This is a genomic window from Variovorax sp. PEI5 (genome assembly GCF_056679935.1).
Genome location: NZ_CM155257.1, coordinates 96,133 through 120,806, shown reverse-complemented (window position 1 = coordinate 120,806; position 24,674 = coordinate 96,133). Strand labels below are relative to the sequence as shown.

Annotated in this window: 21 protein-coding genes; 10 read left to right on the top strand and 11 right to left on the bottom strand. The window is 68.8% G+C overall.

The features are described from left to right. Window positions 1-62: 62 nt before the first annotated feature. On the top strand, window positions 63-617 hold the full coding sequence (gene efp / locus AC1MLT_RS00585; protein ID WP_481033363.1) for an elongation factor P: 555 nt from the start codon (window positions 63-65) through the stop codon (window positions 615-617). 98 nt (window positions 618-715) lie between these two features. Continuing rightward, on the top strand, window positions 716-1,582 hold the full coding sequence (locus tag AC1MLT_RS00580; RefSeq protein ID WP_481033362.1) for an LOG family protein: 867 nt from the start codon (window positions 716-718) through the stop codon (window positions 1,580-1,582). Here the strand turns inward: AC1MLT_RS00580 and AC1MLT_RS00575 are convergent. From AC1MLT_RS00575 to pncB, 5 genes are all read right to left on the bottom strand, one after another. Continuing rightward, on the bottom strand, window positions 1,570-2,763 hold the full coding sequence (locus tag AC1MLT_RS00575; RefSeq protein WP_481035068.1) for an MFS transporter: 1,194 nt from the start codon (window positions 2,761-2,763) through the stop codon (window positions 1,570-1,572). The two genes, AC1MLT_RS00580 and AC1MLT_RS00575, sit on opposite strands and share 13 nt — an antisense overlap. Beyond that, on the bottom strand, window positions 2,757-4,148 hold the full coding sequence (locus AC1MLT_RS00570) for a DNA recombination protein RmuC (RefSeq protein WP_481035067.1): 1,392 nt from the start codon (window positions 4,146-4,148) through the stop codon (window positions 2,757-2,759). Before AC1MLT_RS00570 ends, AC1MLT_RS00575 begins: the two co-directional genes overlap by 7 nt. 25 nt (window positions 4,149-4,173) lie before the next feature. Continuing rightward, entirely contained in the window at window positions 4,174-5,199 is a 1,026-nt protein-coding gene (locus AC1MLT_RS00565; RefSeq protein ID WP_481033361.1) for a 2-hydroxyacid dehydrogenase, read from the bottom strand. A 67-nt stretch (window positions 5,200-5,266) separates the two neighbouring features. Continuing rightward, window positions 5,267-6,652: a sodium:proton antiporter gene (locus tag AC1MLT_RS00560; RefSeq protein ID WP_481033360.1), complete on the bottom strand. Its 1,386-nt coding sequence runs from the start codon at window positions 6,650-6,652 to the stop codon at window positions 5,267-5,269. Beyond that, window positions 6,652-7,914, bottom strand: a complete 1,263-nt coding sequence (pncB, locus tag AC1MLT_RS00555; RefSeq protein ID WP_481033359.1) for a nicotinate phosphoribosyltransferase — start codon at window positions 7,912-7,914, stop codon at window positions 6,652-6,654. Before pncB ends, AC1MLT_RS00560 begins: the two co-directional genes overlap by 1 nt. Before the next feature lie 291 nt (window positions 7,915-8,205). On the opposite strand from pncB, the gene AC1MLT_RS00550 reads away from it, so the two are divergent. After that, window positions 8,206-8,439 carry a CsbD family protein gene (locus AC1MLT_RS00550; RefSeq protein WP_481035065.1) on the top strand — a complete coding sequence of 78 codons (234 nt, stop codon included), beginning with the start codon at window positions 8,206-8,208 and terminating at the stop codon, window positions 8,437-8,439. 96 nt (window positions 8,440-8,535) lie between these two features. Beyond that, on the top strand, window positions 8,536-8,937 hold the full coding sequence (locus AC1MLT_RS00545) for a hypothetical protein (RefSeq protein WP_481033358.1): 402 nt from the start codon (window positions 8,536-8,538) through the stop codon (window positions 8,935-8,937). Window positions 8,938-8,983: 46 nt separating this feature from the next. On the opposite strand, the gene AC1MLT_RS00540 is transcribed toward AC1MLT_RS00545, so the two are convergent. Continuing rightward, window positions 8,984-9,427 (bottom strand): acyl-CoA thioesterase, encoded by a 444-nt coding sequence (locus AC1MLT_RS00540; RefSeq protein ID WP_481033357.1) that lies wholly within the window; start codon window positions 9,425-9,427, stop codon window positions 8,984-8,986. 199 nt (window positions 9,428-9,626) lie between these two features. Here AC1MLT_RS00540 and AC1MLT_RS00535 point away from each other — a divergent pair, with 199 nt between their 5' ends. Both AC1MLT_RS00535 and AC1MLT_RS00530 read left to right on the top strand, forming a co-directional pair. After that, window positions 9,627-10,184 (top strand): phasin family protein, encoded by a 558-nt coding sequence (locus tag AC1MLT_RS00535; protein ID WP_481033356.1) that lies wholly within the window; start codon window positions 9,627-9,629, stop codon window positions 10,182-10,184. Between the two features lie 190 nt (window positions 10,185-10,374). After that, entirely contained in the window at window positions 10,375-11,133 is a 759-nt protein-coding gene (locus tag AC1MLT_RS00530; protein WP_481033355.1) for a 3-hydroxyacyl-CoA dehydrogenase, read from the top strand. A 41-nt stretch (window positions 11,134-11,174) separates the two neighbouring features. On the opposite strand, the gene AC1MLT_RS00525 is transcribed toward AC1MLT_RS00530, so the two are convergent. After that, window positions 11,175-12,074, bottom strand: coding sequence for a YihY/virulence factor BrkB family protein (locus AC1MLT_RS00525; protein ID WP_481033354.1), 900 nt, complete (start codon window positions 12,072-12,074; stop codon window positions 11,175-11,177). 105 nt (window positions 12,075-12,179) lie between these two features. Here AC1MLT_RS00525 and dnaG point away from each other — a divergent pair, with 105 nt between their 5' ends. The 3 genes from dnaG to AC1MLT_RS00510 all read left to right on the top strand — a co-directional run bounded on the left by dnaG (window position 12,180) and on the right by AC1MLT_RS00510 (window position 18,264). Next, entirely contained in the window at window positions 12,180-14,162 is a 1,983-nt protein-coding gene (dnaG, locus tag AC1MLT_RS00520; protein WP_481033353.1) for a DNA primase, read from the top strand. A gap of 324 nt (window positions 14,163-14,486) precedes the next feature. Next, window positions 14,487-16,853 carry an RNA polymerase sigma factor RpoD gene (rpoD, locus tag AC1MLT_RS00515; RefSeq protein ID WP_481033352.1) on the top strand — a complete coding sequence of 789 codons (2,367 nt, stop codon included), beginning with the start codon at window positions 14,487-14,489 and terminating at the stop codon, window positions 16,851-16,853. A 193-nt stretch (window positions 16,854-17,046) separates the two neighbouring features. Continuing rightward, on the top strand, window positions 17,047-18,264 hold the full coding sequence (locus AC1MLT_RS00510) for a multidrug effflux MFS transporter (protein WP_481033351.1): 1,218 nt from the start codon (window positions 17,047-17,049) through the stop codon (window positions 18,262-18,264). 33 nt (window positions 18,265-18,297) lie between these two features. On the opposite strand, the gene phhA is transcribed toward AC1MLT_RS00510, so the two are convergent. Both phhA and hppD read right to left on the bottom strand, forming a co-directional pair. Continuing rightward, entirely contained in the window at window positions 18,298-19,203 is a 906-nt protein-coding gene (gene phhA, locus AC1MLT_RS00505) for a phenylalanine 4-monooxygenase (protein ID WP_481033350.1), read from the bottom strand. A 26-nt stretch (window positions 19,204-19,229) separates the two neighbouring features. After that, the gene (gene hppD, locus AC1MLT_RS00500) at window positions 19,230-20,318 is read right to left on the bottom strand and encodes a 4-hydroxyphenylpyruvate dioxygenase (RefSeq protein WP_481033349.1); all 1,089 of its coding nucleotides are present in this window, start codon (window positions 20,316-20,318) and stop codon (window positions 19,230-19,232) included. Between the two features lie 133 nt (window positions 20,319-20,451). Here hppD and AC1MLT_RS00495 point away from each other — a divergent pair, with 133 nt between their 5' ends. Next, the gene (locus AC1MLT_RS00495) at window positions 20,452-20,934 is read left to right on the top strand and encodes an Lrp/AsnC family transcriptional regulator (protein WP_481033348.1); all 483 of its coding nucleotides are present in this window, start codon (window positions 20,452-20,454) and stop codon (window positions 20,932-20,934) included. Window positions 20,935-20,970: 36 nt separating this feature from the next. Here the strand turns inward: AC1MLT_RS00495 and AC1MLT_RS00490 are convergent, their stop codons facing one another. Both AC1MLT_RS00490 and AC1MLT_RS00485 read right to left on the bottom strand, forming a co-directional pair. Next, window positions 20,971-23,730: a branched-chain amino acid ABC transporter ATP-binding protein/permease gene (locus AC1MLT_RS00490; protein WP_481033347.1), complete on the bottom strand. Its 2,760-nt coding sequence runs from the start codon at window positions 23,728-23,730 to the stop codon at window positions 20,971-20,973. After that, a complete protein-coding gene (locus AC1MLT_RS00485; RefSeq protein WP_481033346.1) occupies window positions 23,727-24,599 on the bottom strand; it encodes a branched-chain amino acid ABC transporter permease in 873 nt (290 codons plus the stop codon). Before AC1MLT_RS00485 ends, AC1MLT_RS00490 begins: the two co-directional genes overlap by 4 nt. Window positions 24,600-24,674 lie beyond the last annotated feature (75 nt).

Sequence of the window (24,674 nt, the reverse complement as noted above, 5' to 3'; positions counted from 1 at the left end):
CTTCCGGGTGCCGCGATGGCCCCCGGCCTGCCGCGCCTCGCGGCCAACCAGCCAGACAACCTATGAAAATCGCTCAAGAAATCCGCGCCGGCAACGTCATCATGCATGGCAAGGACCCGATGGTCGTCCTCAAGACCGAATACAGCCGCGGTGGCCGCAACTCCGCCACCGTGCGCATGAAGATGAAGAGCCTGGTGGCCAACTTCAACACCGAAGTGGTCTTCAAGGCCGACGACAAGATCGACCAGATCGTGCTCGAGAAGAAGGAATGCACCTATTCCTACTTCGCCGACCCGCTCTACGTCTGCATGGACACCGAGTACAACCAGTACGAGGTCGAGGCCGAGAACATGGGCGACGCCCTGAACTACCTCGAGGACGGCATGGCCGTCGAGGTGGTGTTCTACGAAGGCAAGGCCATCTCGGTCGAACTGCCCACCAGCGTCGAGCGCGAGATCACCTGGACCGAACCCGCCGTCAAGGGCGACACGTCGGGCAAGGTGCTCAAGCCGGCCAAGATCTCCACCGGTTTCGAAGTGCCGGTGCCGCTGTTCGTGGCGCAGGGCGACCGCATCGAGATCGACACCCGCACGGGTGAGTACCGCAAGCGCGTCTGAACTTCCCCGTACCATCGACAAGGCTCCTTCCGGAGCCTTTTTTCATGGCCTCGTCCCGAGGCCCCTGCCCGCCCTTGCCGGCGGCGACCGGAGTACCGATGAGCGACAAGACGCACGACCTTCACGACAAACGCCTCGCCGATGCCTGGGCCACGCTCCAGACGCATTCCAACGAAGGCCTGCCGCTGGACCGCGACCCGGCCCGGCTGGCCTTCGCCGATCCCGAGTTCCTGCTGCGTCGCGAGACGCGCGGCATCCGCATGCAGCTCGAGCTGATGAAGCCGGACCTGCAGATGCGCGAGCACGGCATCGAGAACACGGTGGTTGTCTTCGGCAGCGCGCGTTTCAGGAGCCGCGAGGAGTCCGATGCGCTGATCGCCCAGGCCGACGCGGCCGGCGACGCCACCGCCGCGGCGCGCTGGCGCAAGCTGGCGCACAACTCGCACTACTACGAGGAGGCGCGCGCCTTCGGCAAGATGGTGGCGCAGTACAGCGCGGACAAGGAAGCGGCGGACAAGCTCTTCATCTGCACCGGCGGCGGACCCGGCATCATGCAGGCCGCCAATCGCGGCTCCCACGAGGGCGGCGGCCTCAACATCGGCCTGGCGATCGCGTTGCCGATGGAGGAGGAACCCAATCCCTATGTCACCCCGGCGCTGAGCTTCAAGTTCCATTACTTCGCCATCCGCAAGATGCACTTCATGATGCGCGCGAAGGCGCTGGTGGCCTTTCCCGGCGGCTTCGGCACCCTCGACGAGCTGTTCGAGGTCGTGACCCTGGTGCAGACGCGCAAGGCCAAGCCGGTGCCGATCGTGCTGTTCGGCTCGGACTACTGGAAGCGCCTGATCGACTTCGACTTCCTGGCCGAGGAAGGCGTGATCTCGCCCGAGGACGTCAGGTTGTTCGAGTACGTCGACGCCCCGGCCGACGCCTGGGACGCGATCAAGCGCTTCTACAAGCTCTGAGGCTCGTCGGCGGGCGTGGGCACCCGCAGTCCCCCGACCGCGCGCGTGCCCAGCGCCACCACGCCGCCCACGACCCAGAACACCCCGGCCACGCCGATGAGCGCGCCGGCGGCGCCGAACAGCATCGGCATGACCACGCTCGACGCGTTGAGCGTGAGCACCCGCAGCCCCAGCGCCTCGCCATGGCGCGCGTGCGGCGTGATCTGGTGCAGCATGCTCATCACCATCGGCTGCACGGCGCCCAGCGCGATGCCCAGCGCCACCGAGCAGCAGCCCATGCCCAGCGCCGAGCCGGTCAGCGGATAGATCACGAACACCGCGGCGACGACGATGTTGGAGGCCGTGATCACCTGCCGTTCGCTCAGGCGCGAGGCCAGCGCCGGCAGCACCACCCGGATGGCGGCGGCCGCGATGGCGAAGGCTCCCAGCAGCGCGCCGATCACCGAGGCGCTCAGGCCCCGCTCGTGGCCCAGGATCGGCAGCACGAAGGTGTGCACGTCCCAGGCGGCCGACTGCAGCCAGTTGACGAACAGCAGGCGCCGGAACATCGGCTGGCCCAGCAGATCGAGCGCGCGCGGCTTCGGCGTGCCAGGCGGCGGCCGCGGGGTCGGCCGCTCCTGCGCGCCCCGTGCCAGCAGCCAGCAGGCCAGGGGCAGCAGCGCCAGCAGGCCGAAGGCGATGCGGAAGCCCGGCAGGTCGGCCGGGACGCGGCCGGCATGGTCGATCAGCAGCCCGGCGGCGAACGGCCCGACGAAATTGGCGGCCGCCGGCGAGATCGCCAGCCAGCTGAACACCTGCCGCAACTGCGTCGGGCTCTGCGCCACGCGCCCGACGTGGCGCTGCAGTGCGATCGTCGCGATGCCGGTGGCGCCGCCGGTCAGCAGCGCGGCCAGGCACAGCACCGCAAAGGTCGGCCACAGCGCCGCCAGCGCGGCGCCGAGCATCGCCGCCGTCACCGCGATGGCCAGCGGCCGGCGCAGGCCGTGGCGGTCGGCATAGCGGCCGGCCGGCAGCGCCAGGAACACCTGCGTCAGGGCGAACAGCGCCAGCAGCATCCCGACCGCCACCGCGCTGTAGCCCTGCTGCAGCGCCAGCAACGGCGCGGCCAGTCGCGTGCCGGTCATGGCGGCATGCAGGCAGACTTGGGCGACGATCAGCCGGAGCAGCTCGGCGGTCACGATGCGCGCTCGCCCTCGTCGCCATCGGACTCGACCTCGCCCACCGGCAGCAGGGCCTGCGCCTGGCTCTCGGGCAGGGCCTCGACGCCCTTGAGCACGCGGCGCATCTGGCGCGCCCGCATGTCCGCCTTGTCCAGGGTGTCGGAGGCCTTGGCGACCTGCTCCTTGATGCGCGCCACCCAGTCGCCGAAGCGCTCGAACTCGGTCTTCACCGCGCCCAGCGTCTTCCAGACCTCCGAGGCCTGCTGCTCCAGCGCCAGCGTGCGGAAGCCCATGTGCAGGCTGTTGAGCATGGCCAGCAGCGTGGTCGGCCCGGCCAGGGTCACGCGATGCTGGCGCTGCATGGCGTCCATCAGGCCCGGACGGCGCAGCACCTCGGCGTAGAGGCTCTCCACCGGCAGGAACAGGATCGCGAAATCGGTGGTGTGCGGCGCGCAGAGGTAGTTGTCGGCGATCGATTTCGCCTCGGCGCGGATGCGGGCCTCCAGCGCCTTGCCGGCCAGTTCCACGGCCAGCGCATCGGCGCGCTCGTGGGCCTCGATCAGGCGCTCGTAGTCGTCGCGCGGGAACTTGGCGTCGATCGGCAGCCACACCGGAGCGCCATCGGCGCTGCGGCCCGGGAAGCGCACCGCGAAGTCCACCCGCTGGCCACTGCGCGGCCGGGTCTCGACCTGCCGGGCGTACTGTTCGGTCGTGAGCACCTGCTCGAGCAAGGCCTCCAGCTGCACCTCGCCGAAGATGCCGCGCGTCTTCACGTTGGTCAGCACGCGTTGCAGGCTGCCCACGCCGATGGCCAGGTTCTGCATCTCGCCCAGTCCCTTGTGCACCTGCTCGAGCCGGTCGGCCACCTGCCGGAAGCTCTCGCCGATGCGTGCCTCCAGCGTGCTCTGGAGCTTCTCGTCGACCGTGCGACGCATCTCGTCGAGCTTGGCGACATTGGTCTGCTGCAATTGCGCGAGCTGCGTCTCCATGGTGCTTCGCACCTCCGCCAGGCGCCGGGCGTTCGACTCCGCCAGACCCTGGAGCTGGGTATGCAGCGTGTCGGCCAGCGTCTTCTGCAGCGATGCGAGCTGCTGCGCGAAGGCATCGATCTGCGCGTTCTGGGTGCGCGTGGCCTCGGCGCCCTGCTGCACCAGCACGCCCTGGAAGGTCGCCAGGTTGTGGCCGAGCTCCTGGCGCGTCCCGCGCGCCGATTCGGCGATCTCGTGGCGCAGGGCGCGCTCGGTGCGCTCGCTGGAAGCGGCCAGCGCATCGACCACCTGGTCGGACAGCGCGTCGTCGCCGGCGGCGTCCGTCTCGGGTGGCCGGCGCAGGAACAGCGCGATCAGCACCCCGAGGTTCAGCACCGCGAAGCCGACCAGGACCCAGAGTCCGATGCCCGAGCCCATGACGGCGGCGTTCGACGCCTCCACCTCAGCGTGCCGCGCCCGTCGTCGCGGGCGTCGGCTGCACCGGCGTGAGCGCGCCGCGGCCCTCCAGGAAGGAGATCAGGTTGTCGGCCGCCAGATCCGCCATCGCGCGGCGCGTCGGGATCGAGGCGCTGGCGATGTGCGGCGTGAGCACGACATTGGGCACCGTGAGCAGGGCCGGATTCACCGACGGCTCGCCCTCGAAGACATCCAGTCCGGCGGCGGCGATGGTGTGCGCGCGCAATGCCTCGGCCAGCGCCGCGTCGTCGACGATGCCTCCGCGCGCCAGGTTCACGAGCGTGGCGGTCGGCTTCATGCGCGCCAGCTCGGCCGCGCCGATGGCGTGGTGCGACGCCGCCGAATACGGCAGCACCAGCACCAGATGGTCGGCCGACGCCAGCAGTTCGTCCTTGGCCACGTAGCGCGCGCCGAGTTCGGCCTCGACCTCCGCCGCCAGGCGGGAACGGTTGTGATAGATCACCTTCATGCCGAAGCCGAGCGCGCCGCGCCGCGCGATGCCCTGGCCGATGCGGCCCATGCCCAGGATGCCGAGCGTGGCGCCATGGATGTCGGAGCCGGCGAACATGTCGTAGCTCCACTTCTTCCATTCGCCCCGGCGCAGGAAATGCTCGCTCTCGGTGATGCGGCGCGCGGTCGCCATCAGCAGGGCGAAGCCGAAGTCGGCGGTGGTCTCGGTCAGCACGTCGGGCGTGTTGGTGGCGACGACGCCGTGGCGCGCCATGGCGTCGATGTCGAAGTTGTTGTAGCCCACGGCCATGTTGGCGCAGATCCTCAGCGCCGGGCAGGCCGCGAGCAGGGGCTCGTCGATCCTCACGCTGCCGGTGGTGAAGGCGCCCTGGCAGCCCTGCAGGCGGGCGATCAGCTCATCGCGCGACCAGTCGGCGTCGTCGGTGTTGGCGACGACGTCGAAATGTCGTTCGAGCTTCTCGATCACCTCGGGGAACACGGCGCGCGCGACCAGGATGCGGGGCCGGGGGGAGCCGGAATCAGGCGTGGTGGTGGAGGACATGGCGTTGATGGCGTTGGATGGGTCGGTGGAGGAATGACGGTCGCCGGCGGCGGGCCGGCCGGGCGACTCAGCGGATGAACACGAGGGTGAGGAGGACGAACAATGGGATCAGGCAGCTGGCGGACCACGCCATGTAGCCGAAGAATCCGGGCATGCGGACGCCGCGGCTCTCGGCGATCGCCTTGACCATCAGGTTGGGCGCGTTGCCGATGTAGCTGTTGGCGCCCATGTAGACCGCGCCGGCGGAGATCGCCCCCAACGTGGCGGCCTGCGCGGTCATCAGCGTGGCCGCGTCGCCGCCGGCGGTGTTGAAGAAGACCAGGTAGGTCGGCGCGTTGTCCAGGAACGAGCTCAGCAGGCCCGTGGCCCAGAAGTACATCGCCGGCTCCGGCTGCCCGTCGGCGCGCGTGACGGCCGCCACCACGGCGCCGAACGGCCCGTCCGCGCCCGCCCTGAGCATCGCGATCACCGGCACGATGGTCACGAAGATGCCGGCGAAGAGCGTCGCCACCTCGACCATCGGCGCCCAGCCGAACTGGTTGGCCTCGTGCACCCGGCGTGGCGTGAGCCACAGCGACGCCAGGGTCAGCGCCACCAGGCCCGCATCGCGCAGCAGTCCGGGCAGACCGACCGGCGTGCCCAGGATGTCGAACGCGACCGGCGATGTCCACAGGCCGCTCATGAGCACCAGCGCGATCACGCCGGCGAGCAGCCAGAAGTTGCCGGCGCCGTCGAACCCGATCGGCCAGCGGCCGGTGGAGACCGGCGGCGCCGGCGTGTCGGGCGTCGGATCGACCGGCTGCACGCCATCGATGCGGAACAGGCGGCGGTCGATGACCCAGAACAGCGCCAGCAGCGCGCCGAGCAGGCACAGCGTCTCGGTCAGCAGATGGCCCGCCGTCCAGAAGAAGTCCACGCCCTTGAGGAAGCCCAGGAACAGCGGCGGATCGCCCAATGGCGTGAGCGAGCCGCCGACGTTGGAGACGATGAAGATGAAGAACACCATCACGTGGGCCTGGCGGCGGCGATCGTCGTTGGCGCGGATCAGCGGCCGGATCAGCAGCATCGAGGCGCCCGTGGTCCCCATCACGCTCGCCAGTGCCGCGCCGCTGGCGAGGATGCCCACGTTGAGCCCGGGCGACCCGCGCAGGTTGCCGCGGATGTGGATGCCCCCGGCCACCGTGAACAGCGCCGTGAGGAGGACGATGAACGGCAGATACTCCGCCAGCGCGGCATGCACCACCTGCTGCAACGCCAGGGACGCGCCGAAGACTCCCGCGAACGGCAAGACGAACGCCAGCGCCCAGGCCAGCGTGACCTTGCCGGCGTGGCGATGCCAGAAGGTCGGCGCGACGAGCGGCATCAGCGCAATCGACAGCAGCAGACCGGCGAATGGCACGCCCCAGGCCGGCGACAGAGCGCCGCCCTCCAGCACCGCCGCGTGACCCTGCATCAGGCCGGCTGCTCGATCTGGAACACCTGGCGCAGATAGCCCAGATAGCGCTCGTCGTCGCACATGTTCTTCGAGGGCGTGTCGGACAGCTTGGCCACCGGCTGGCCATTGCAGCGCAGCATCTTGATGACGATCTGCAGCGGCTCGTAGCCGAGGTCGTTGGTGAGGTTGGTGCCGATGCCGAAGGCGAGCTGGCAGCGCCCCCGGAACTGCTGGTAGAGCTCGATGGTGCGCGGCACCGTCAGGCCGTCGCTGAAGATCAGGGTCTTGGTGCGCGGGTCGACGCGGTTGGCGACATAGTGCGCCAGCATCCGCTCGCCCCACTGGAACGGATCGCCACTGTCGTGCCGCGCACCGTCGAAGAGCTTGCAGAAATACAGGTCGAAGTCGCGCAGGAAGGCGCTCATGCCATAGACATCCGACAGTGCGATGCCCAGGTCGCCCCGGTATTCCCGGGCCCACGATTCGAAGCCGAAGATCTGGCTGTCGCGCAGGCGCGGACCGAGCGCCTGGCAGGCCTGCAGGTACTCGTGCGCCATGGTGCCCAGCGGGATCAGACCGAGCTTCATCGCGAAGAGCACGTTGCTGGTGCCGGCGAGTTGCGCCGTGCGGCCGGTCGCCGGCGCGGTACCCGGCAACAGCGCTGTCGCCTGCAGCTGCGCCGGCGTGGGTGGTGGCGCCGGCGCCGCGACCGCGCCCAGTCGCGTGGTGAGCGTCTGCAGCACCTCCTCGTGCCAGCCCTTGGCGAAGCGGCGGCGCGTGCCGTAGTCGGCGATCTTCAGATCCGACAGTCCGGCGATCTGCAATTGCCCGATCTTGGTGTCCAGACGCCGCCGTCCCTCGTCGAAGTCCGGGCGCGGCTGCGTGTTGCGGAAATAGACCTCGTTGACGATGGCCAGCACGGGGATCTCGAACAGGATGGTGTGCAGCCAGGGTCCCTCGATGCCGATCTCCAGCTCGCCCGAGGGCTGCGGGACGATCCGGATGTACTTCTCGTTGAGCTGGAACAGGCCGAGGAAATCGACGAAGTCGCTCTTGATGAAGCGCATCGAACTCAGGTAGGCGAGTTCGGGTTCCTTGAACTGCAGCGAGCAGAGATGCCGCACCTCCTCGCGGATTTCGTCGGCGAAGCGCGCCAGGTCGACGCCCGGATTGCGGCACTTGAAGCGGTACTCGACACGCGCCCCGGGGAAGTGATGCAGCACGACCTGCATCATCGTGAACTTGTAGAGGTCGGTGTCGAGCAGGCTCTGAATGATCATGGTGCGGTGCGCTGGCGTGGTGGGGTCGCGGATGTCTCGCCGGGTCTTCTTGTCTCGTATTAAGCCGCAAAAGGCACTGGCTGCCGTCTCCTGCGTGGCATGCGCCCGATTATCACGACCCCCGTCGGCCTGTGCCTACGATTGGCGCGACGCGAGTCCTACCATGGTCTGAATAACGTTGCTCCTATATTTCTTTCACGCTGGCAAACGGCGTGCCGAAGCCGCTCATGACGACATGTCGTCATGCCGTGCGAGGCGTTTCCATCCGCATGAATGAATAAGGAGTTCGCAATGAACAAGGACACTTTCGAAGGCAACTGGAAGCAGTTCAAGGGCAAGGTCAAGGAGCAATGGGGCAAGCTGACCGATGACGACTTCGACGTCATTGCGGGCAAGCGCGATCAATTGCTGGGCCGCATCCAGGAACGCCACGGCATCAGCCGCGACGAGGCGGAAACCCAGGTCGCCGATTGGGAAAACCGCGATGGCCGCACGCCGGCCGCGCTGTGGATGGAAAAGATCTAGTCCCTTCCGACCCCCGACCACCGTCCGTTCCGCGACGGGGTCCGCAGACCGACGAACACATAACCAACAAATAACAGAAGCACCAAGGAACTCATCATGAAAAAGCAACTTCTCGCACTCGCCATCGTCTCCTCGTTCTTCGTCGCCAGCGGCGCGCAGGCCCTGACCAAGGACGAGTACAACGTGGCCAAGGAAAAGATCGAAGCCGACTACAAGGTCGCCAAGGCCCAGTGCGACACCATGAAGGACAACGCCAAGGATGTCTGCATGAAGGAGGCATCGGGCACGGAGAAGGTCGCCAAGGCCGATCTGGAGAACCAGTACAAGCCGAGCGCATCGCATGCCCGCAAGGTCGCTGAAGAGAAGGTCGACATGGCCTACGAAGTGGCCAAGGAGAAGTGCGACGACCAGTCGGGCGCCGCCAAGGACGCCTGCGTGAAGCAGGCCAAGGCCGATGAAGCCAAGGGCAAGGCCGACGTCAAGAAGATGAAGATGTAAGGCTGGCTTCCAGCCGCAGAGAAATGGCGCCCGAGGGCGCCATTTTTCATGGCCAGACGAGCCGCTGCAGCAGTTGCGCCAGGTCGCCCGCGATCGGCACCGGACGCTGGGTCGCCCGGTCAACATACACGTGCACGAAATGGCCCTGGGCCCGGGCCTGGTCCTCGCCTTCCGGAAAGACCGCCAGTTCGTACCGGACGCTGGAGGTGCCGATGCGGCCCACGCGGATGCCGACGTCGACGACCTCGGGATACGACACCGGTGCCAGGTAATTGCAGTGCGTCTCGACGACGAAACCGACGGTCGAGCCATTCTGGAGGTCCAGCACGCCCTCCTCGATCAGCAGCGAATTGATCGCGGTATCGAACCATGCGTAATAGACGACGTTGTTGACGTGGCCGTACAGATCGTTGTCGGCCCAACGCGTGGGAATGCGCTTAAAAGCGCGGAATTCACCGCGTTGGCTGGGAGGGTTGCGGAAGTTGCTCATGGTTCAAAATTTTGCCTTTCTCGAATGACGATCCCTCAAAAAACGCTTTTTAGTAAGTACTTTCTAAAAGCAGTGGACGTAGGTCGAAACGCTTGCTGTCGTCTGACATCCGCCTATACTTCCATTCCATGCTGCAGCGCAACATAACCATGTGGACGCGGCGCACGCTGATCAATCAATCAACTACTGGAGTCTCACCATGGCACTGACCGCTGACCAAATCCTCGCTGCACAAAAAGCCAACCTCGAAACGCTGTTCGGCCTGACGACCAAGGCATTCGAAGGCGTCGAGAAGCTTGTCGAGCTGAACGTCACGGCGTCCAAGGCTGCCCTGAGCGAAGCCGCCAGCACCACGCAGGCCATGCTCAGCGTCAAGGACGCCCAGGAACTGCTGACGCTGCAAGCCAGCCTGTTCCAGCCCCTGGCCGAGAAGACCGCCGCCTACAGCCGTCACCTGTACGACATCGCCCAGGGCACCGGCGCCGAATTCGGCAAGGCGTTCGAATCGAAGGCTGTCGAAGCCCAGCAGAACTTCGCTGGCCTGGTCGACAGCGCCGCCAAGAACGCACCCGCCGGTTCGGAGACCGCCGTCGCCGTGATGAAGAGCGCCGTGGCCGCCGCCAACAACGCCTTCGAATCGGTCCAGAAGGCCGTCAAGCAGGCTTCCGACGTCGCCGAAGCCAACTTCCAGGCCGTCCAGAACACGGCCGTCAACGCCGCCAAGACGACCTCGCAGACCGCTTCGCGCAAGCGCTGAGCGAACGCGACGGGTTCTTCCCGTCACGTCTGCGCACACTGACCGCACGTCCCTGGGGGATGCGGTCCGGGCCCCGACTCCGGTCGGGGCCTTTGTCGTTCTGGGGTCACGCAAGGCGCATGCGCGGCAGTTCCCCGACGGGGCCGCTTCGATAATCGCCGCTCCGACCAACACCTCAGGAGACAGACAGATGCAGATCGAAGACCGGGTATTTCTGATCACGGGCGGGGCCTCGGGCCTGGGCGAAGGCACGGCGCGTCTGCTGGCCGCGAAGGGCGCCAGGGTGGTGATCGCCGACATGCAGGTGGACAAGGGCGAAGCCGTGGCGCGCGACATCGGCGGCGTCTTCGTGCGTTGCGACGTGACCCAGGAGGCCGACGGACAGGCCGCCGTGGAGACGGCGCGGCAGCAGGGCAAGCTGGTCGGCCTCGTCAACTGCGCCGGCATCGCGCCGGCCGAGAAGGTGGTCGGCAAGAACGGACCGCATGCCCTGGCCTCGTTCAGCCGGGCCGTGACCATCAACCTCATCGGCAGCTTCAACATGATCCGCCTCGCCGCCGATGCGATGGCGAGGAACGAGCCCGAGTCCACCGGCGAGCGCGGCGTCCTGATCTCCACCGCCTCGGTGGCGGCCTACGACGGCCAGATCGGCCAGGCGGCCTACAGCGCCTCCAAGGGCGGGATCGTGGGCATGACGCTGCCGATCGCCCGCGACCTGGCTCGCAGCGGCATCCGCAACATGACGATCGCACCGGGCATCTTCGGCACGCCGATGCTCTTCGGCATGCCGCAGGAGGTGCAGGACGCCCTGGCCGCCAGCGTGCCGTTTCCGTCGCGCCTGGGCACGCCCGACGACTACGCGAAGCTCGCCCTCCACATCATCGAGAACGACATGCTCAACGGCGAAGTGATCCGCCTCGACGGCGCGATCCGCCTGGCGCCGCGCTGAGGCGGCGCGGCGACCGGACGCCATCGGCATGGCGCCGCGTCTCAGGCCGTCGCGGCGTCCGGCACGGCGGCCGCCCGCTGGCGATCCAGCCTCTCGTAGTGCGCGATGACCTGGGCGCCGAACAGCACCAGCGTGGCGGCGATCTCCAGGCTCAGCAGCACCACGATTGCGGTGGTGAGGGAGCCGTACACCACGTTGACCTGCGACAGCGTCGAGAAATACCAGACCAGCACCCGGCGCGTGATTTCCCACAGCAGGGTCGCCGTGATGCCGCCGACCAGCGCGTGGCGCAGCGACAGGCGCCCCACCGGCATCACCATGTAGAGCGAGGTCAGCAGGAAGATCTCCCCGCCCAGGCCCAGCAGGTAGAGCAGCAGGCCCGAGACGCCGGACATCGACCAGCTGTACCCCAGCAGCTCCACGCGTTCCTGGCCGATGATCTGCAGCGCCCCCGACACCAGCGTGACCAGCAGCAGGCCGAAGCACAGGCTCAGGATGTAGAGGTACGGCATCACCGCCGAGATCAGGAAATGCCTGGACCGGTCGGCCTTGCGATGCTTGAAGATCACCGACATGGCGCTCTCCAGCACCGTGAAGGCGAGCGAACTGAAGAAGATCATCGTCACCAGCAGCACCGGACCGAGCACGTCGCGATGCGCCAGGAAGTTCGACAGCTCGACGATGATGGCGCGCGACTGGCCCGGCAGCAGCCATTCGAGATAACGCCCGATGGTGGCCAGCAGCTCGCGCTGGTCGATGAAGTGCGACAGCGCGATCACGCTGACGATGAGCAGCGGCACCATCGACAGCAGCGCGTAGTAGGCCACCGCGCCGGCCAGCAGCAGGCCCTGGTTGGCGCGGAAGCTCTTGAGGGATTCCCAGAGGAATCGCAGCGGGTGGCGCAGCAGCGGGTCGTCGAGACGGAGGAATCTGCGGATCATGCAGTGCGCGGGCGGACGGATTGGGAACGGTGGCGGGCCCGACGAGTATGCCGCCCGGGTGTGTCGGCGCGATGGCTTGCGTATGATTTGCCGCTCCGCGCCTACATGTCCATCCCTCAATCATTCATCCAGGAACTGATCGCACGCGCCGACGTCGTGGAGATCGTCGGGCGCTACGTGCAGCTGCGCAAGGCCGGCGCCAATTTCATGGGCCTGTGCCCGTTCCATGGCGAGAAGTCGCCCTCGTTCTCGGTCAGCCCGACCAAGCAGTTCTATCACTGCTTCGGCTGCGGCGTGCATGGCAACGCCATCGGCTTCCTGATGGAGCATGCCGGAATGGGCTTCGTCGAGGCGGTGCACGACCTGGCCGGGCAGTACGGCCTGCAGGTGCCCGAGGACGATGCCTCGCCCGAGGAACGGGCCCGCGCCGCCGGCCAGCGCGAGAAGCAGGCCACGCTCACCGATGTGCTGGAGAAGGCCGGCGACGCCTATCGCCGCCACCTGCGCCAGTCGCCCGGCGCCATCGACTACCTCAAGGGACGCGGCGTGTCCGGCGAGATCGCCAGGCAGTTCGGCATCGGTTATGCCCCCGCCGGCTGGCGCAGCCTGGCGAGCGTGTTCCCGAGCTACGACGATCCCCTGCTCGCCGAGAGCGGACTGGTGATCGTCGGCGAGGACGACGAGGGCAAGCGCTACGACCGCTTCCGCGATCGCGTGATGTTCCCGATCCGCAACGTCAAGGGCGAGACCATCGGCTTCGGCGGTCGCGTGCTGGGCGACGAGAAACCCAAGTACCTGAACTCGCCCGAGACCCCGGTCTTCAGCAAGGGGCGCGAGCTCTACGGCCTGTTCGAGGCCCGCACCGCCTTCCGCCAGCTCGGCTACGCGCTGGTCACCGAAGGCTACATGGACGTCGTGGCCCTGGCGCAGCTGGGTTTCCCGAACGCCGTGGCCACGCTGGGCACCGCCTGCACGGCCGAGCACGTGCAGAAGCTCTTCCGCTTCACCGAATCGGTGGTCTTCGGCTTCGATGGCGACGCCGCCGGCCGGCGTGCCGCGCGCAAGGCGCTCGACGGCGCCCTGCCCTATGCCAGCGACGTGCGCAGCATCAAGTTCCTGTTCCTGCCGGCCGAGCACGATCCCGACAGCTACATCCGGGAGTTCGGCGCCGAGGGCTTCGCCCGCTGCATCGCCGAGGCGACGCCCCTGAGCCGCTTCATGCTGGAGGCGGCGCGCGAGGGCTGCGACCTCGGCAGCGCCGAGGGCCGCGCCCGCATGGCGAGCAATGCGCGGCCCCTGTGGAGCGCGCTGCCGGAGGGCGCGCTCAAACGGCAGTTGCTCGGGGAGATCGCCGAGACGGTGCAGCTCGGCGCCGCCGAACTGACCGAGCTGTGGGGCGCCGTCGCGACATCGCGCCGGGGCGCGGCGCCAGCCCGGCAGGCGACGCGCCGCGACGATGGCCCCGACGACCAGGGCGGCCATGGGGGCTATGGCGGCTCCGACCCCGACCTGCGCCACGACAGCGGTCCCGGCTGGGAGGACACGACCGACCATCGCGCCGCGCCGCGCCGGGGCGGCGGGCGGTCCGGGTCGTCCTCCCGGGCGCCGGCGCGCGCCCGGGCCCTGCCGCCGAGCCGGCACGACGTCGCGGCGCGATTGCTGCTGTCGAACATGGCCGAATGGGAAGCCCTGTCGCACGAACTGCACGACCTGCTGTGCGGCCTGCGCGGCGAGCACGGCCTGCTGTTCCGCTGGCTCGACAGCCAGTTGCACGAGCATGGCGTGCAGGCCTGGGCGGCCTTGCGCGAGGGCCTGCGCGGCCAGTCCTTCGAAGCCCTGGCCGAGCGCCTGATGACCCATCCCGATGGCGATCCGGTGCGCGAGGCGGAGGGCGAGCCGGCCGTCGACGCCGCGCGCGAACTGCGCAACGTGCTCGACTTCATGCTCGACGACCTCCTCAAGGCCCAGCAGAGTGAAGCCATCGCGGCGGCGGAGACCGATCCGCTGGCGCTCGACCGCTACCGGGCGCTGGAGAAGCGCCGTCTCGAACTGCGCCAACGCCTGAAACCCGCCACCGGCGGAATGTAACGATGCGTAGCAGGCACCCCCCGGGTGCCTTGAAATTGTGCACACCGCTATAATTTGTGGCTTCGCTGATCGCGAAACCAGGCAAGAGCGACAGCAGCACCTCCGGGCCGGCCCCATGCGCAATGCATTTCCCACAGGGAAACGGGCCAATACACCGCAAGGACTGCACTCCAAATGTTCGCCCGACATCTTGCCGTTGGCCGTCGATGGCTCGAGGAACGCGGTGCTCCGCGTTCTCTCGTGTTTCCTCGCTCTCCGTGTCCGTCCCCGCGCCGGGTGAGTGGCGCCTGATTCCGCTTGTCCATTCTTGTCGTACGAGGTTCCATGACCAGTCCAAAGAAGCCTGCCGTGTCCGCCGTCCCCGCACCCGTCGCGGACCCAACGTTGAAAGCAGCCGCAACGGCAGCACCTGTGAAGGGTGCCTCCGCAAAGAAGGCGAATGCGACAACCCAAGTGAAAACCGTGCCCACCAAAACCCCGTCCGCCGATCTCTCGAAATCCGCCGTCAAGGCCGCCCCCGTCGCCGCCGACACTGCCACCGCCGCAGTGCCTGCCAAGAAGGTCGGCCGTCCGCCCAAGGCCGCCGCCGCCGATGCGCCCACCACCGGCGCCAAGCGCGGCCGCAAGCCCAAGGGCGCCTCCGAACCGTCGAGCGATGTCGACCTGTCGGACATCGAGGACGAGCTCGTCGGCGACGAGCCCGCGGCCACGGGCACCGCCGGCTCGACCGAGGAGAAGGTCAAGCCGCTGCGCATGAAGATCAGCAAGGCGAAGGAACGCGCGCTGATGAAGGAATTCGGTCTCGACGAGACCGTGCTGTCTGAAGAGGACATGGCCAAGCGCCGCTCGCGCCTGAAGACCCTGATCACCCTGGGCAAGACCCGTGGCTACCTGACGCAGGGCGAGATCTCCGACCACCTGCCCGACAAGCTGGTCGACGCCGAGACCATGGAAGTCGTGGTCACCATGCTCAACGACCTGGGCGTGGCCGTCTACGAGCAGACGCCCGATGCCGAGACGCTGCTGCTCAACAACACCGCTCCCACCGCGACCACCGTCGAGGAGGCCGAGGAGGAAGCCGAAGCGGCGCTGTCCACCGTCGACAGCGAATTCGGCCGCACGACCGACCCGGTGCGCATGTACATGCGCGAGATGGGCACGGTCGAGCTGCTCACCCGCGAAGGCGAGATCGAGATCGCCAAGCGCATCGAGGGCGGCCTGATGGCCATGATGGAGGCGATTTCCGCCTCGCCCTCCACCATCGCCGCCATCCTGGAGATGGCCGCCACGATCCGCGACGGCAAGGTCGTCATCTCCACCATCGTCGATGGCTTCTCCAATCCCAACGAAGCCGACGACTACGTGGCCGAGGAGGACTTCGACGAGTTCGACGAGGAGGACGACGACGATGGCAAGGGCGGCTCCAAGGCGCTGACCAAGAAGCTCGAGGAACTCAAGCGCGACGCGCTCGAGCGCTTCGACCGCATCGCCTCCATGTTCGAGAAGATCCACCAGATCTACGAGAAGGAAGGCTATGGCACGCCGGCGTACCTGAAGGCCCAGCAGGCGATGTCGGACGAGCTGATGACCATCCGCTTCACCGCCAAGACCATCGAGAAGCTGTGCGACCTGGTGCGCGCCCAGGTCGACGACGTGCGCAAGAAGGAGCGCGAGCTGCGCCGCATCATCGTGGACAAGTGCGGCTTCCCGCAGGAGGACTTCATCCGCGACTTCAGCGGTTTCGACAAGAACGGCAATCGTGTCGCTTCGAACCTGCTCAACCTGAAGTGGGTCGAGAAGCAGGCCGCCGCCGGCAAGCCATGGAGCACGGTACTGGCGCGCAACATCCCGCCGGTGCAGGAACTGCAGCAGAAGCTCGCCGACATCCAGTCGAGCGTGGTGGTGCCGCTGACGCAGCTGAAGGACATCAACAAGCGCATGAACGACGGCGAGCGCTCGTCGCGCGATGCCAAGAAGGAGATGATCGAGGCCAACCTGCGCCTCGTGATCTCGATCGCCAAGAAGTACACCAACCGCGGCCTGCAGTTCCTCGACCTGATCCAGGAAGGCAACATCGGCCTGATGAAGGCGGTCGACAAGTTCGAATACCGTCGCGGCTACAAGTTCTCGACCTATGCGACGTGGTGGATCCGCCAGGCCATCACCCGCTCGATCGCCGACCAGGCGCGCACCATCCGCATCCCGGTGCACATGATCGAGACCATCAACAAGATGAACCGCATCTCGCGTCAGCATCTGCAGGAGTTCGGCTTCGAGCCCGACGCCGGCATCCTGGCCGCCAAGATGGAGATCCCGGAAGACAAGATCCGCAAGATCATGAAGATCGCCAAGGAGCCGATCTCCATGGAGACCCCGATCGGCGACGACGACGATTCGCACCTGGGCGACTTCATCGAGGACAGCAGCAACACGGCGCCCATCGAGGCGGCGATGCAGGCCGGCCTGCGCGACGTGGTCAAGGACATCCTCGACTCGCTTACGCCGCGCGAGGCCAAGGTGCTGCGCATGCGCTTCGGCATCGAGATGTCGACCGACCACACGCTGGAGGAAGTCGGCAAGCAGTTCGACGTCACGCGCGAGCGCATCCGCCAGATCGAGGCCAAGGCCCTGCGCAAGCTCAAGCATCCGTCGCGTTCGGACAAGCTGCGCAGCTTCATCGATACACTTTGAGCCCTCCCCCAGGCTTGCCCACTTCGTGTGGCAGCGCCACCCCCCTCAGCCGGGGGCGACACCAGCGGCCGGGCATCGCCCGTTCCGCGGTGTCCCCGGACATGCAGCAAAGCGCCTACGGGCGCTTTGCTGCTTTTGAGGCAGGGTACGACCTTGCCGGTCCACCGACGAGAACAGACAGGAAGACGACTTCATGAATCCCGATGCCCAGACCCTTTGGAAGGCGCCGCGCTGGGCGTTGGCGGTACTGCTGGCGGTGCTGGGCATGCTGGGGCCGTTCTCGATCGACACCTACATCCCGGCGTTCTCGGGCATCGCGACCTCGATCGGCGCGACGCCGGTGGAGATGCAGCAGACGCTCTCGGCCTACCTGTTCGGCTTCGCGTTCATGAACCTGTTCCATGGCGCGCTCTCGGACAGCTTCGGGCGCCGGCCGGTGGTGCTCGCCGGGCTCGCCGTCTTCACCCTGGCCTCGCTCGGCTGCGCGCTGTCCCAGACCATCGGCCAGCTGGTGTTCTTCCGCGCCATGCAGGGCCTGTCGACCGGGGCCGGCATCGTGGTCTCGCGCGCCGTGATCCGCGACATGTTCCCGCCGGCCGAGGCGCAGAAGGTGATGAGCCAGGTCACGATCTACTTCGGCGTTGCGCCGGCCATCGCGCCGATCGTCGGTGGCTTCCTGTTCGTGCATGCCGGCTGGCACGCGGTGTTCTGGTTCCTGGTGGCGGTCGGGGTGGTGCTGTTCGTCGCCAACTGGAAGCTGCTGCCGGAGACCCTGCACCTCGACCAGCGCCAGCCGTTCGCGCCGCGCCCGCTGATGCGCGGCTATCGCGAGCTGTGCTCGGATCCCCGCTTCCTGCTGCTGGCGCTCGCCAGTGGCGTGCCGTTCAACGGCATGTTCCTCTACGTGCTCTCGGCGCCGGCCTTCCTGGGCGATCTGCTGGGCCTGCCGCCGACACGCTTCTTCTGGTTCTTCCTGCTCACCATCGGCGGCATCATGGGCGGTGCCTGGGTCAGCGGGCGCATGGCCGGCAAGGTGCCGCCCAAGCGGCAGATCCGCCATGGCTTCCTGATCATGGCCGTCGTGTCGGTCGTCAACATCGCGGTGCATGCCGTCTTCCCGCCGCATCCGGTGTGGTCGCTGCCGCCGGTGGCGATCTTCGCCTTCGGCTGGGCCATGATGGTGCCGGCCGTCACGCTGCTGGTGCTCGACCTGCATCCCGAGCGTCGCGGCATGGCCTCGTCGCTGCAGGCCGTGATCGGCTCGACCGCCAATGGCCTGGTCGCCGGCGCCGTGGCGCCGCTGGTGATGCATTCGGCGATCGGGCTGGCGCTGACGTCGGCCCTGATGCTCGGCGTCGGCCTGGTGTCGTGGTCGTGGCTGCACCGGCGCTGGCCGGCCATCGGCAGATGAGCTCCTGCTCGGCCTCGCGCCGGTCGCGGCGCGTCAGGAAGCCTGGCGCCTGATGGCGTGATGGCGGCCGGTGCCGCGGCCGATGACGTGGTCCTGCGCAAGCACGTCGCCGGGCGCGTGCTCGGGCTGGCCGGCGATGCGGTCGTAGAGCGGGCCGAAGTCGATGCGGGCGAGATCGAGCAGCTGCGGCAGGCCGTCGATGACGAAATAGGTTTCCTGGAAGTCGTCGATGCGGTAGCGGGTGCGCAGGACGCGTTCGAGGTCGAAGGCGATGCGGTTGGGCGAGGGATCGTCGAGCGCGAAGACGCTCTCGGCATACGACGAGGCGATGCCCGCGCCGTAGATGCGCAGGCCGCCGGCCTGCCGCACGAGCCCGAACTCCACCGTGTACCAGTAGGCCCGCGCCAGCTTGTCGAGCACGCCCAGTTCCCGGGCCCGCAGGCCACCGACGCCATAGGCCTGGATGTAGTCGGCGATCGACGGGTCCATCAGCATCGGCACATGGCCGAAGACATCGTGGAAGACATCGGGCTCCTCCAGGTAGTCGAGCTGATGCGCGCCGCGGATGAAGTTGCCGGCCGGGAAGCGCCGGTTCGCCAGATGCTCGAAGAAGACCTCGTCGGGCACCAGCCCCGGCACCGCCACCACCTGCCAGCCGGTGCGCTGCATGAGCACCGCGCTGAGCTCGACGAAGTCGGGGATGCAGTCGGCGCCGATCGGCAGCTGCTCCATGCCGGCGACGAACTCGTCGCAGGCGCGGCCCGGCAGCAGTTTCGTCTGGCGCTCGAACAGGGTCCGCCAGACCGCGTGGTCGGCGTCGGTGTAGCGCTCCCAGCCCTGGTCGATGGTCCAGTCCGGCCGCTGCGGCGCGATGGCGGTGCCGGCGGCCAGTCCGTGCTTAGGCGAATCCGCGCCCTTGTCGATCACCCGTGTGTCCATGACGCGCTCCTTGCCGGGCCGGGCCGTCAGGCGGGGTCGGTCTCGAGGACGCCGCGGCGGATCTGGTCGCGCTCGAGGGATTCGAACAGGGCCTTGAAGTTGCCCTCGCCGAAGCCCTCGCGATAGTCGCCCCGGCGTTCGATGAACTCGAAGAACACCGGCCCCAGCATCGGCGTCGAGAAGATCTGCAGCAGCAGCCGGGGCTGGCCGCCTTCGGTGGTGCCATCCATCAGGATGCCGCGCGCCTGCAGCGCCGGCACGTCCTGGCCATGGCCCGGCAGGCGGCTCTCCAGCATCTCGTAGTAGATGTCGTTGGGCGCGGTGGCGGTCTGCACACCGGCCAGGGCCAGACTGTCGACCGCGTCCTTGAGGTTGTCGCAGATCAGCGCGATGTGCTGGATGCCCTCGCCGTTGAACTGCATCAGGAATTCCTCGATCTGGCCGCCGCCCTTCTTCGACTCCTCGTTCAGCGGGATGCGGATCTGGCCGTCGGGCGCCGTCATGGCCTTGGAGGTCAGGCCGGTGTATTCGCCGGAGATGTCGAAGTAGCGGATCTCGCGGAAGTTGAAGAGCCGCTCGTAGAAGTCGGCCCAGAAGGTCATGCGGCCGCGATAGACGTTGTGCGTCAGGTGATCGATGAGCTTGAGGCCATGGCCGACCGGATGGCGCTCGACGCCGTCGATGAATTCGAAGTCGATGTCGTAGATCGACTTGCCGTCCTCGAAGCGGTCGATGAGGTAGAGCGGCGCGCCGCCGATGCCCTTGATCGCCGGCAGGCGCAGCTCCATGGGTCCGGTGGCGACCTCGAGGGGCTGGGCGCCGAGCTCCAGCGCGCGCTCGTAGGCCTTGTGCGAGTCCTTGACGCGGAACGCCAGGCCGCAGGCCGACGGACCGTGCTCGGCCGCGAAGTAGGCCGCCGGGCTGCGGGGTTCGCGGTTGAGGATGAAGTTGATGTCGCCCTGGCGGTAGAGCACGACGTCCTTGGAACGGTGCTTGGCCACGAGCGTGAAGCCGAGCTTCTCGAACACCGGCTCCAGCAGGCCGGGCGTGGGCGAGGCAAACTCGACGAATTCGAAGCCTTGCAGGCCCATGGGGTTGTCGAACAGATCGGCCATCGTCGTCTCCAGAAATTGTGCGCGGGTGCGGGTGGGGGGTTGTCTTCGAATGCTAGGCGCTCGCGGCACACGATTCCTGCAACTTTCGGCGCTGGCGCTTCGATGATCACAGGATTCCTGCAAAATCGGAGTCATGAACGCTCCGGTCGAACTCGATGCCATCGATCTGCGCGTGCTTCGCGCGCTGCAGAGTCACGGTCGCGCGACCTACGACGAACTCGCCGCGCAGATCAGCCTGTCGGCCTCGGCCACCCTGCGGCGCGTCAAGCGGCTGGAGGAAGCCGGCGTGATCCAGGGCTATGTCGCCCTGCTGCGGCCCGAGCGCGTCGGCCTGCCGCTGATGGCCTACATCAACGTGCGGCTGGAAAAGCACACCGAGAGCCACAAGCGCAATCCGATGGATGCGTTCCGCGCCTCGATCCAGGCCTGGCCCGAGGTGGTCGAATGCGCCTCGCTGACCGGCGACATGGACTATCTGCTGCGCGTGGTGGTGGCCGACATGGCCCACTACTCGCGCTTCGTGATGGACACGCTGCTCAAGCATCCCAGCGTGCAGGACTGCAAGACCAGCTTCGTGCTCGACCGCGTGAAGACGACCACCGCGCTGCCGATCTGAACAGCCGGGGGCGTCGCCCGCGCCGGCGCGCGCGCCTCAACCGCCGCCGGCCACGCCCAGCCAGCGCGCCAGCAGGTCGGGCCGCGCCGCCAGCGCCGCCGCCGTCGAGGCATGGACGACCCGGCCGCGATCGAGCACCAGGGCCTGGTCGGCGATGGCGAGCACCGCCTGCGGATGCTGCTCGACCACGATGGCCGCCAGTCCCTCGTCGCGCGTGAGTCGCGCGATGGCCGCCAGCAATTCCGCCGCCAGGACCGGCGCCAGGCCCTCGAGCGGCTCGTCGAGCAGCAGCAGGCGGGGCTCGAGCATCAGTGCCCGGCCCACCGCCAGCATCTGCTGCTCGCCGCCGGAGAGCTGGCCGCCGAGGTGGTCGCGGCGCTCGGCCAGGCGCGGGAACAGCGCATAGACGCGCGCGGGCGTCCAGGCCGGGGCGCCACCGCGCCTGCCGGACACCGGCCGCGCGACCGCCGTCAGGTGCTCCTGCACCGTCAGCGAGGCGAAGATGCCGCGCTCCTGCGGCACCCAGCCGAGGCCCAGCGCCGCGCGCCGGTGCGAGGCGAGCGCATGCAGCGCGACGGGCGCGGCGTCGCGGGCGGCGTCGTGCCACAGGATGCGGCCGCCGCGCTGGCGGGCGGCGCCGGCGAGCGTGTCGACCAGCGTCGTCTTGCCGGCGCCATTGCGCCCGAGCAGCGCCAGCGTGCGGCCGGCCTCCAGCGTGAAGTCGATGGCGTGCAGCACGATCGCGTCGCCATGGCCGGCGGCGAGCGCCTCCACGCGCAACAGCGGTGGCAGCGGCGCGGCGCCGGCCCGCGCGGACGGCGCGGGCGTGGGCAGGAGCGCGGGGACGGGCACGGATGCCGACGTTGTTGCCGATGCCGATGCCGATCGCGCCCGCGCCGGCGGCGCGACGAGGGCAGCCGTGCCGGCGCCGGTGGCGCCAGCGCCGCCCGGACCCAGGTACACCGCCCGGACCCGGGGATCCGCCGCGATCGAGGCCGGATCGCCTTCGGCGAGCACCCGCCCCTCGGCCATCACCGTGATGCGATGCGCGAAACGGAACACCAGATCCATGTCGTGCTCCACCAGCAGCACCGCCACGTCAGGCGGCAGGGCCGCGAGCGTGTCCAGCAGCAGCTCGCGCTCGGCCGCCGGCACGCCGGCCATGGGCTCGTCGAGCAGCAGCACGCCAGGCTCGCAGGCCAGCGCCAGCGCGATCTCCAGCAGGCGGCGCCGGCCATAGGCCAGTTCGCGCACCGGCCGGTCGGCATCGTCGCGCAGGCCCAGGCGGTCGAGCAGCAGTGCCGCGCGGTCCGCCGCCGCCGGAGGCCGCCCCGCGTCCGATCGCGCCTCCTTCCTCGCGCCCGGGCCCACGCCCGGGCCCGGACCGCGCGCGCGCGTCGCGGCGAGTTCCAGCGTCTCGCGCGCCGTGAGACCGTCGAACAGCGAGCCGATCTGGAACGAGCGCACCAGGCCCCGGGCGACGCGCGCGTGCGGCGGCAGGCGCGTGATGTCCGCGCCACCGAGCACGATGCGCCCGGCGTCGGGCGCCAGTTCGCCACCCAGCAGGTTCATCAGCGTGGTCTTGCCGGCGCCGTTCGGGCCGATGAGGGCATGCCGCGCGCCCCGGCGCAGTTCGAGCGCGACAGCGCTCGCCGCCATGACGCCGCCCAGCCGCACGCCCAGCCCGTGGCAGGCCAGCACGATGTCGTCGGCCGGGACCGCCATGCCGGGCGCAGGAGGCGCGTGGGGCGCATGCGAGGAACGGGTCATGGTCGGCGAGCCCGTCCCGCCGGTCTCGGGCGGGTCGGACGGCTCGGGCGATCGGGATGGCCCGGCTGGCGGGGGTGCCGCGCGCCGGAAGCACCCGCGCAGCCGCAGCAGCCGGTCGCGCAGGCCCAGCGCCAGCAGCACCAGCGCCAGGCCGGTCCAGAACATGCCGTCCTGCGGCGCCACCGACGCCAGCGCGTCCTGCAGCAGCTTGAAGACGATGGCGCCCGCGATGCCGCCATGGAGCCAGCCCGCGCCGCCGATCACCAGCATCAGCAGCACGTCGGCCGAACGCTCGAAGGACAGGACGTCGAGCGAGGCGAAGCCGGTGGTCTGGGTCAGCAGCGCGCCGGCCGCGCCGGCCACCCCGGCGGCGACGGTGTAGGCGATGGCGAGATGGCGCGCCGTCGGAATGCCGATGGCCTCGGCGCGCCGCCGGTTGTCGCGGATCGCCCGCAGCGCGACGCCGAAGGACGAACGCACCAGCCGGCGCAGCGCCACGAACAGCAGCAGCGCGACCGTCAGCGCATACCAGGCCGCCGTGCGGCCATCGAGATCGAAGGTGAAGCCACCGGGCAGCGCGCCCATCGCCACGCCCTGCAGGCCGTCGGCGCCGCCGGTCACGCCGGCCAGGGCGTTGGCGAGTTCGAGCAGCAGCGCGGCGGTGCCCAGCGTCACCATCAGGCGCGTCAGGTCGCTGCCGCGCAGCACGCTCGGGCTGGCGAGGGCGCCGCAGCCGGTCGCCAGCGCCGTCGCCAGCGCCAGGCCGGCCAGCGGGTCGGGCGTCAGGTGCTTGGCGCACAGTCCCGCCGCGTAGGCGCCGATGCCGAAGAACGCCGCGTGGCCCAGCGACACGATGCCGGCATACCCGAGGACGAGATCGAGCGAGAGCGCGAACAGCGCGACGATGGCGATCTCGCCCACCAGCGGCGCCTGCAGGGGCAGCACGGCGGGCAACGCCAGGGCCAGGGCCCCGGCCGCGATCTCCCAGGCCCACCACCGGCGCGCCGGCCGTCGCCGGGCGCTCATGGCCGGCCTCCGGCGGCGAACAGGCCGCGCGGGCGCCACATCAGCAGCGCGATCATCAGCAGGTAGACCGGCGCGCCACCCAGTGCCGGAATGAAGTACTTGCCCGCCACGTCGGCGATGCCCAGCAGCAGCGCGGCGCGCAGCGGGCCGGTGACCGATGCCGTGCCGCCCAGCGCCACCACGATCAGGAACGGCACCATGCAGCGCAGCGGGAACGTCGGGTCGATGCCGACGATCTCGGCGCCCAGGGCGCCGCCCAGGCCGGCCAGTCCCGCGCCCAGGGCGAAGGTGACGGAGAACAGGCGGCCGACGTCGATGCCCAGCCCGGCCGCCACGCGCGGGTCGTCGACGGCGGCGCGCAGGCGGCTGCCGAAGCGCGTGCGCATCCAGCCCCACTGGAGCATCGCCGCCAGCACCGCGCACACCCCGATCACGAACAGGCGGTAGTGGCCCATCGACAGCCGCCAGGCGCCCTCGCCCCATTCGGTGCGGCCGGCCAGCCAGGCCGGCAGGTCGAGGTGGCGCGGCATCGAGCCGGCGAAGCGGTCGGCCAGCGCCACGGCCATGAACACCAGGCCGATCGAGAACAGCACCTGGTCGAGGTGCGGGCGCCGTCGCATCGGCCGGTAGAGCGTGCGTTCCAGCAGCAGGCCGGCCAGGGCGGCGACCGCGAAGGCCAGCGGCAGCACCACCAGGAACGGCAGCCCCGCCGAGCGCATGGCGGCCACCGCGACATAGCCACCGGCCATGGCGAACGCGCCATGCGCCAGATGGATGAAGTTCATCAGGCCGAGCGTGACGACCAGGCCCAGGGCCATGACGAACAGCAGCATGCCGTAGGCGACACCGTCGAAGAGCAGGGTCAGCATGGGAACGGGAGGATCAAAACGGTGGAGGACGGAAGCGATGGAAGGCCGCGTTCGCCCGGCGCGATCGGAAAACGA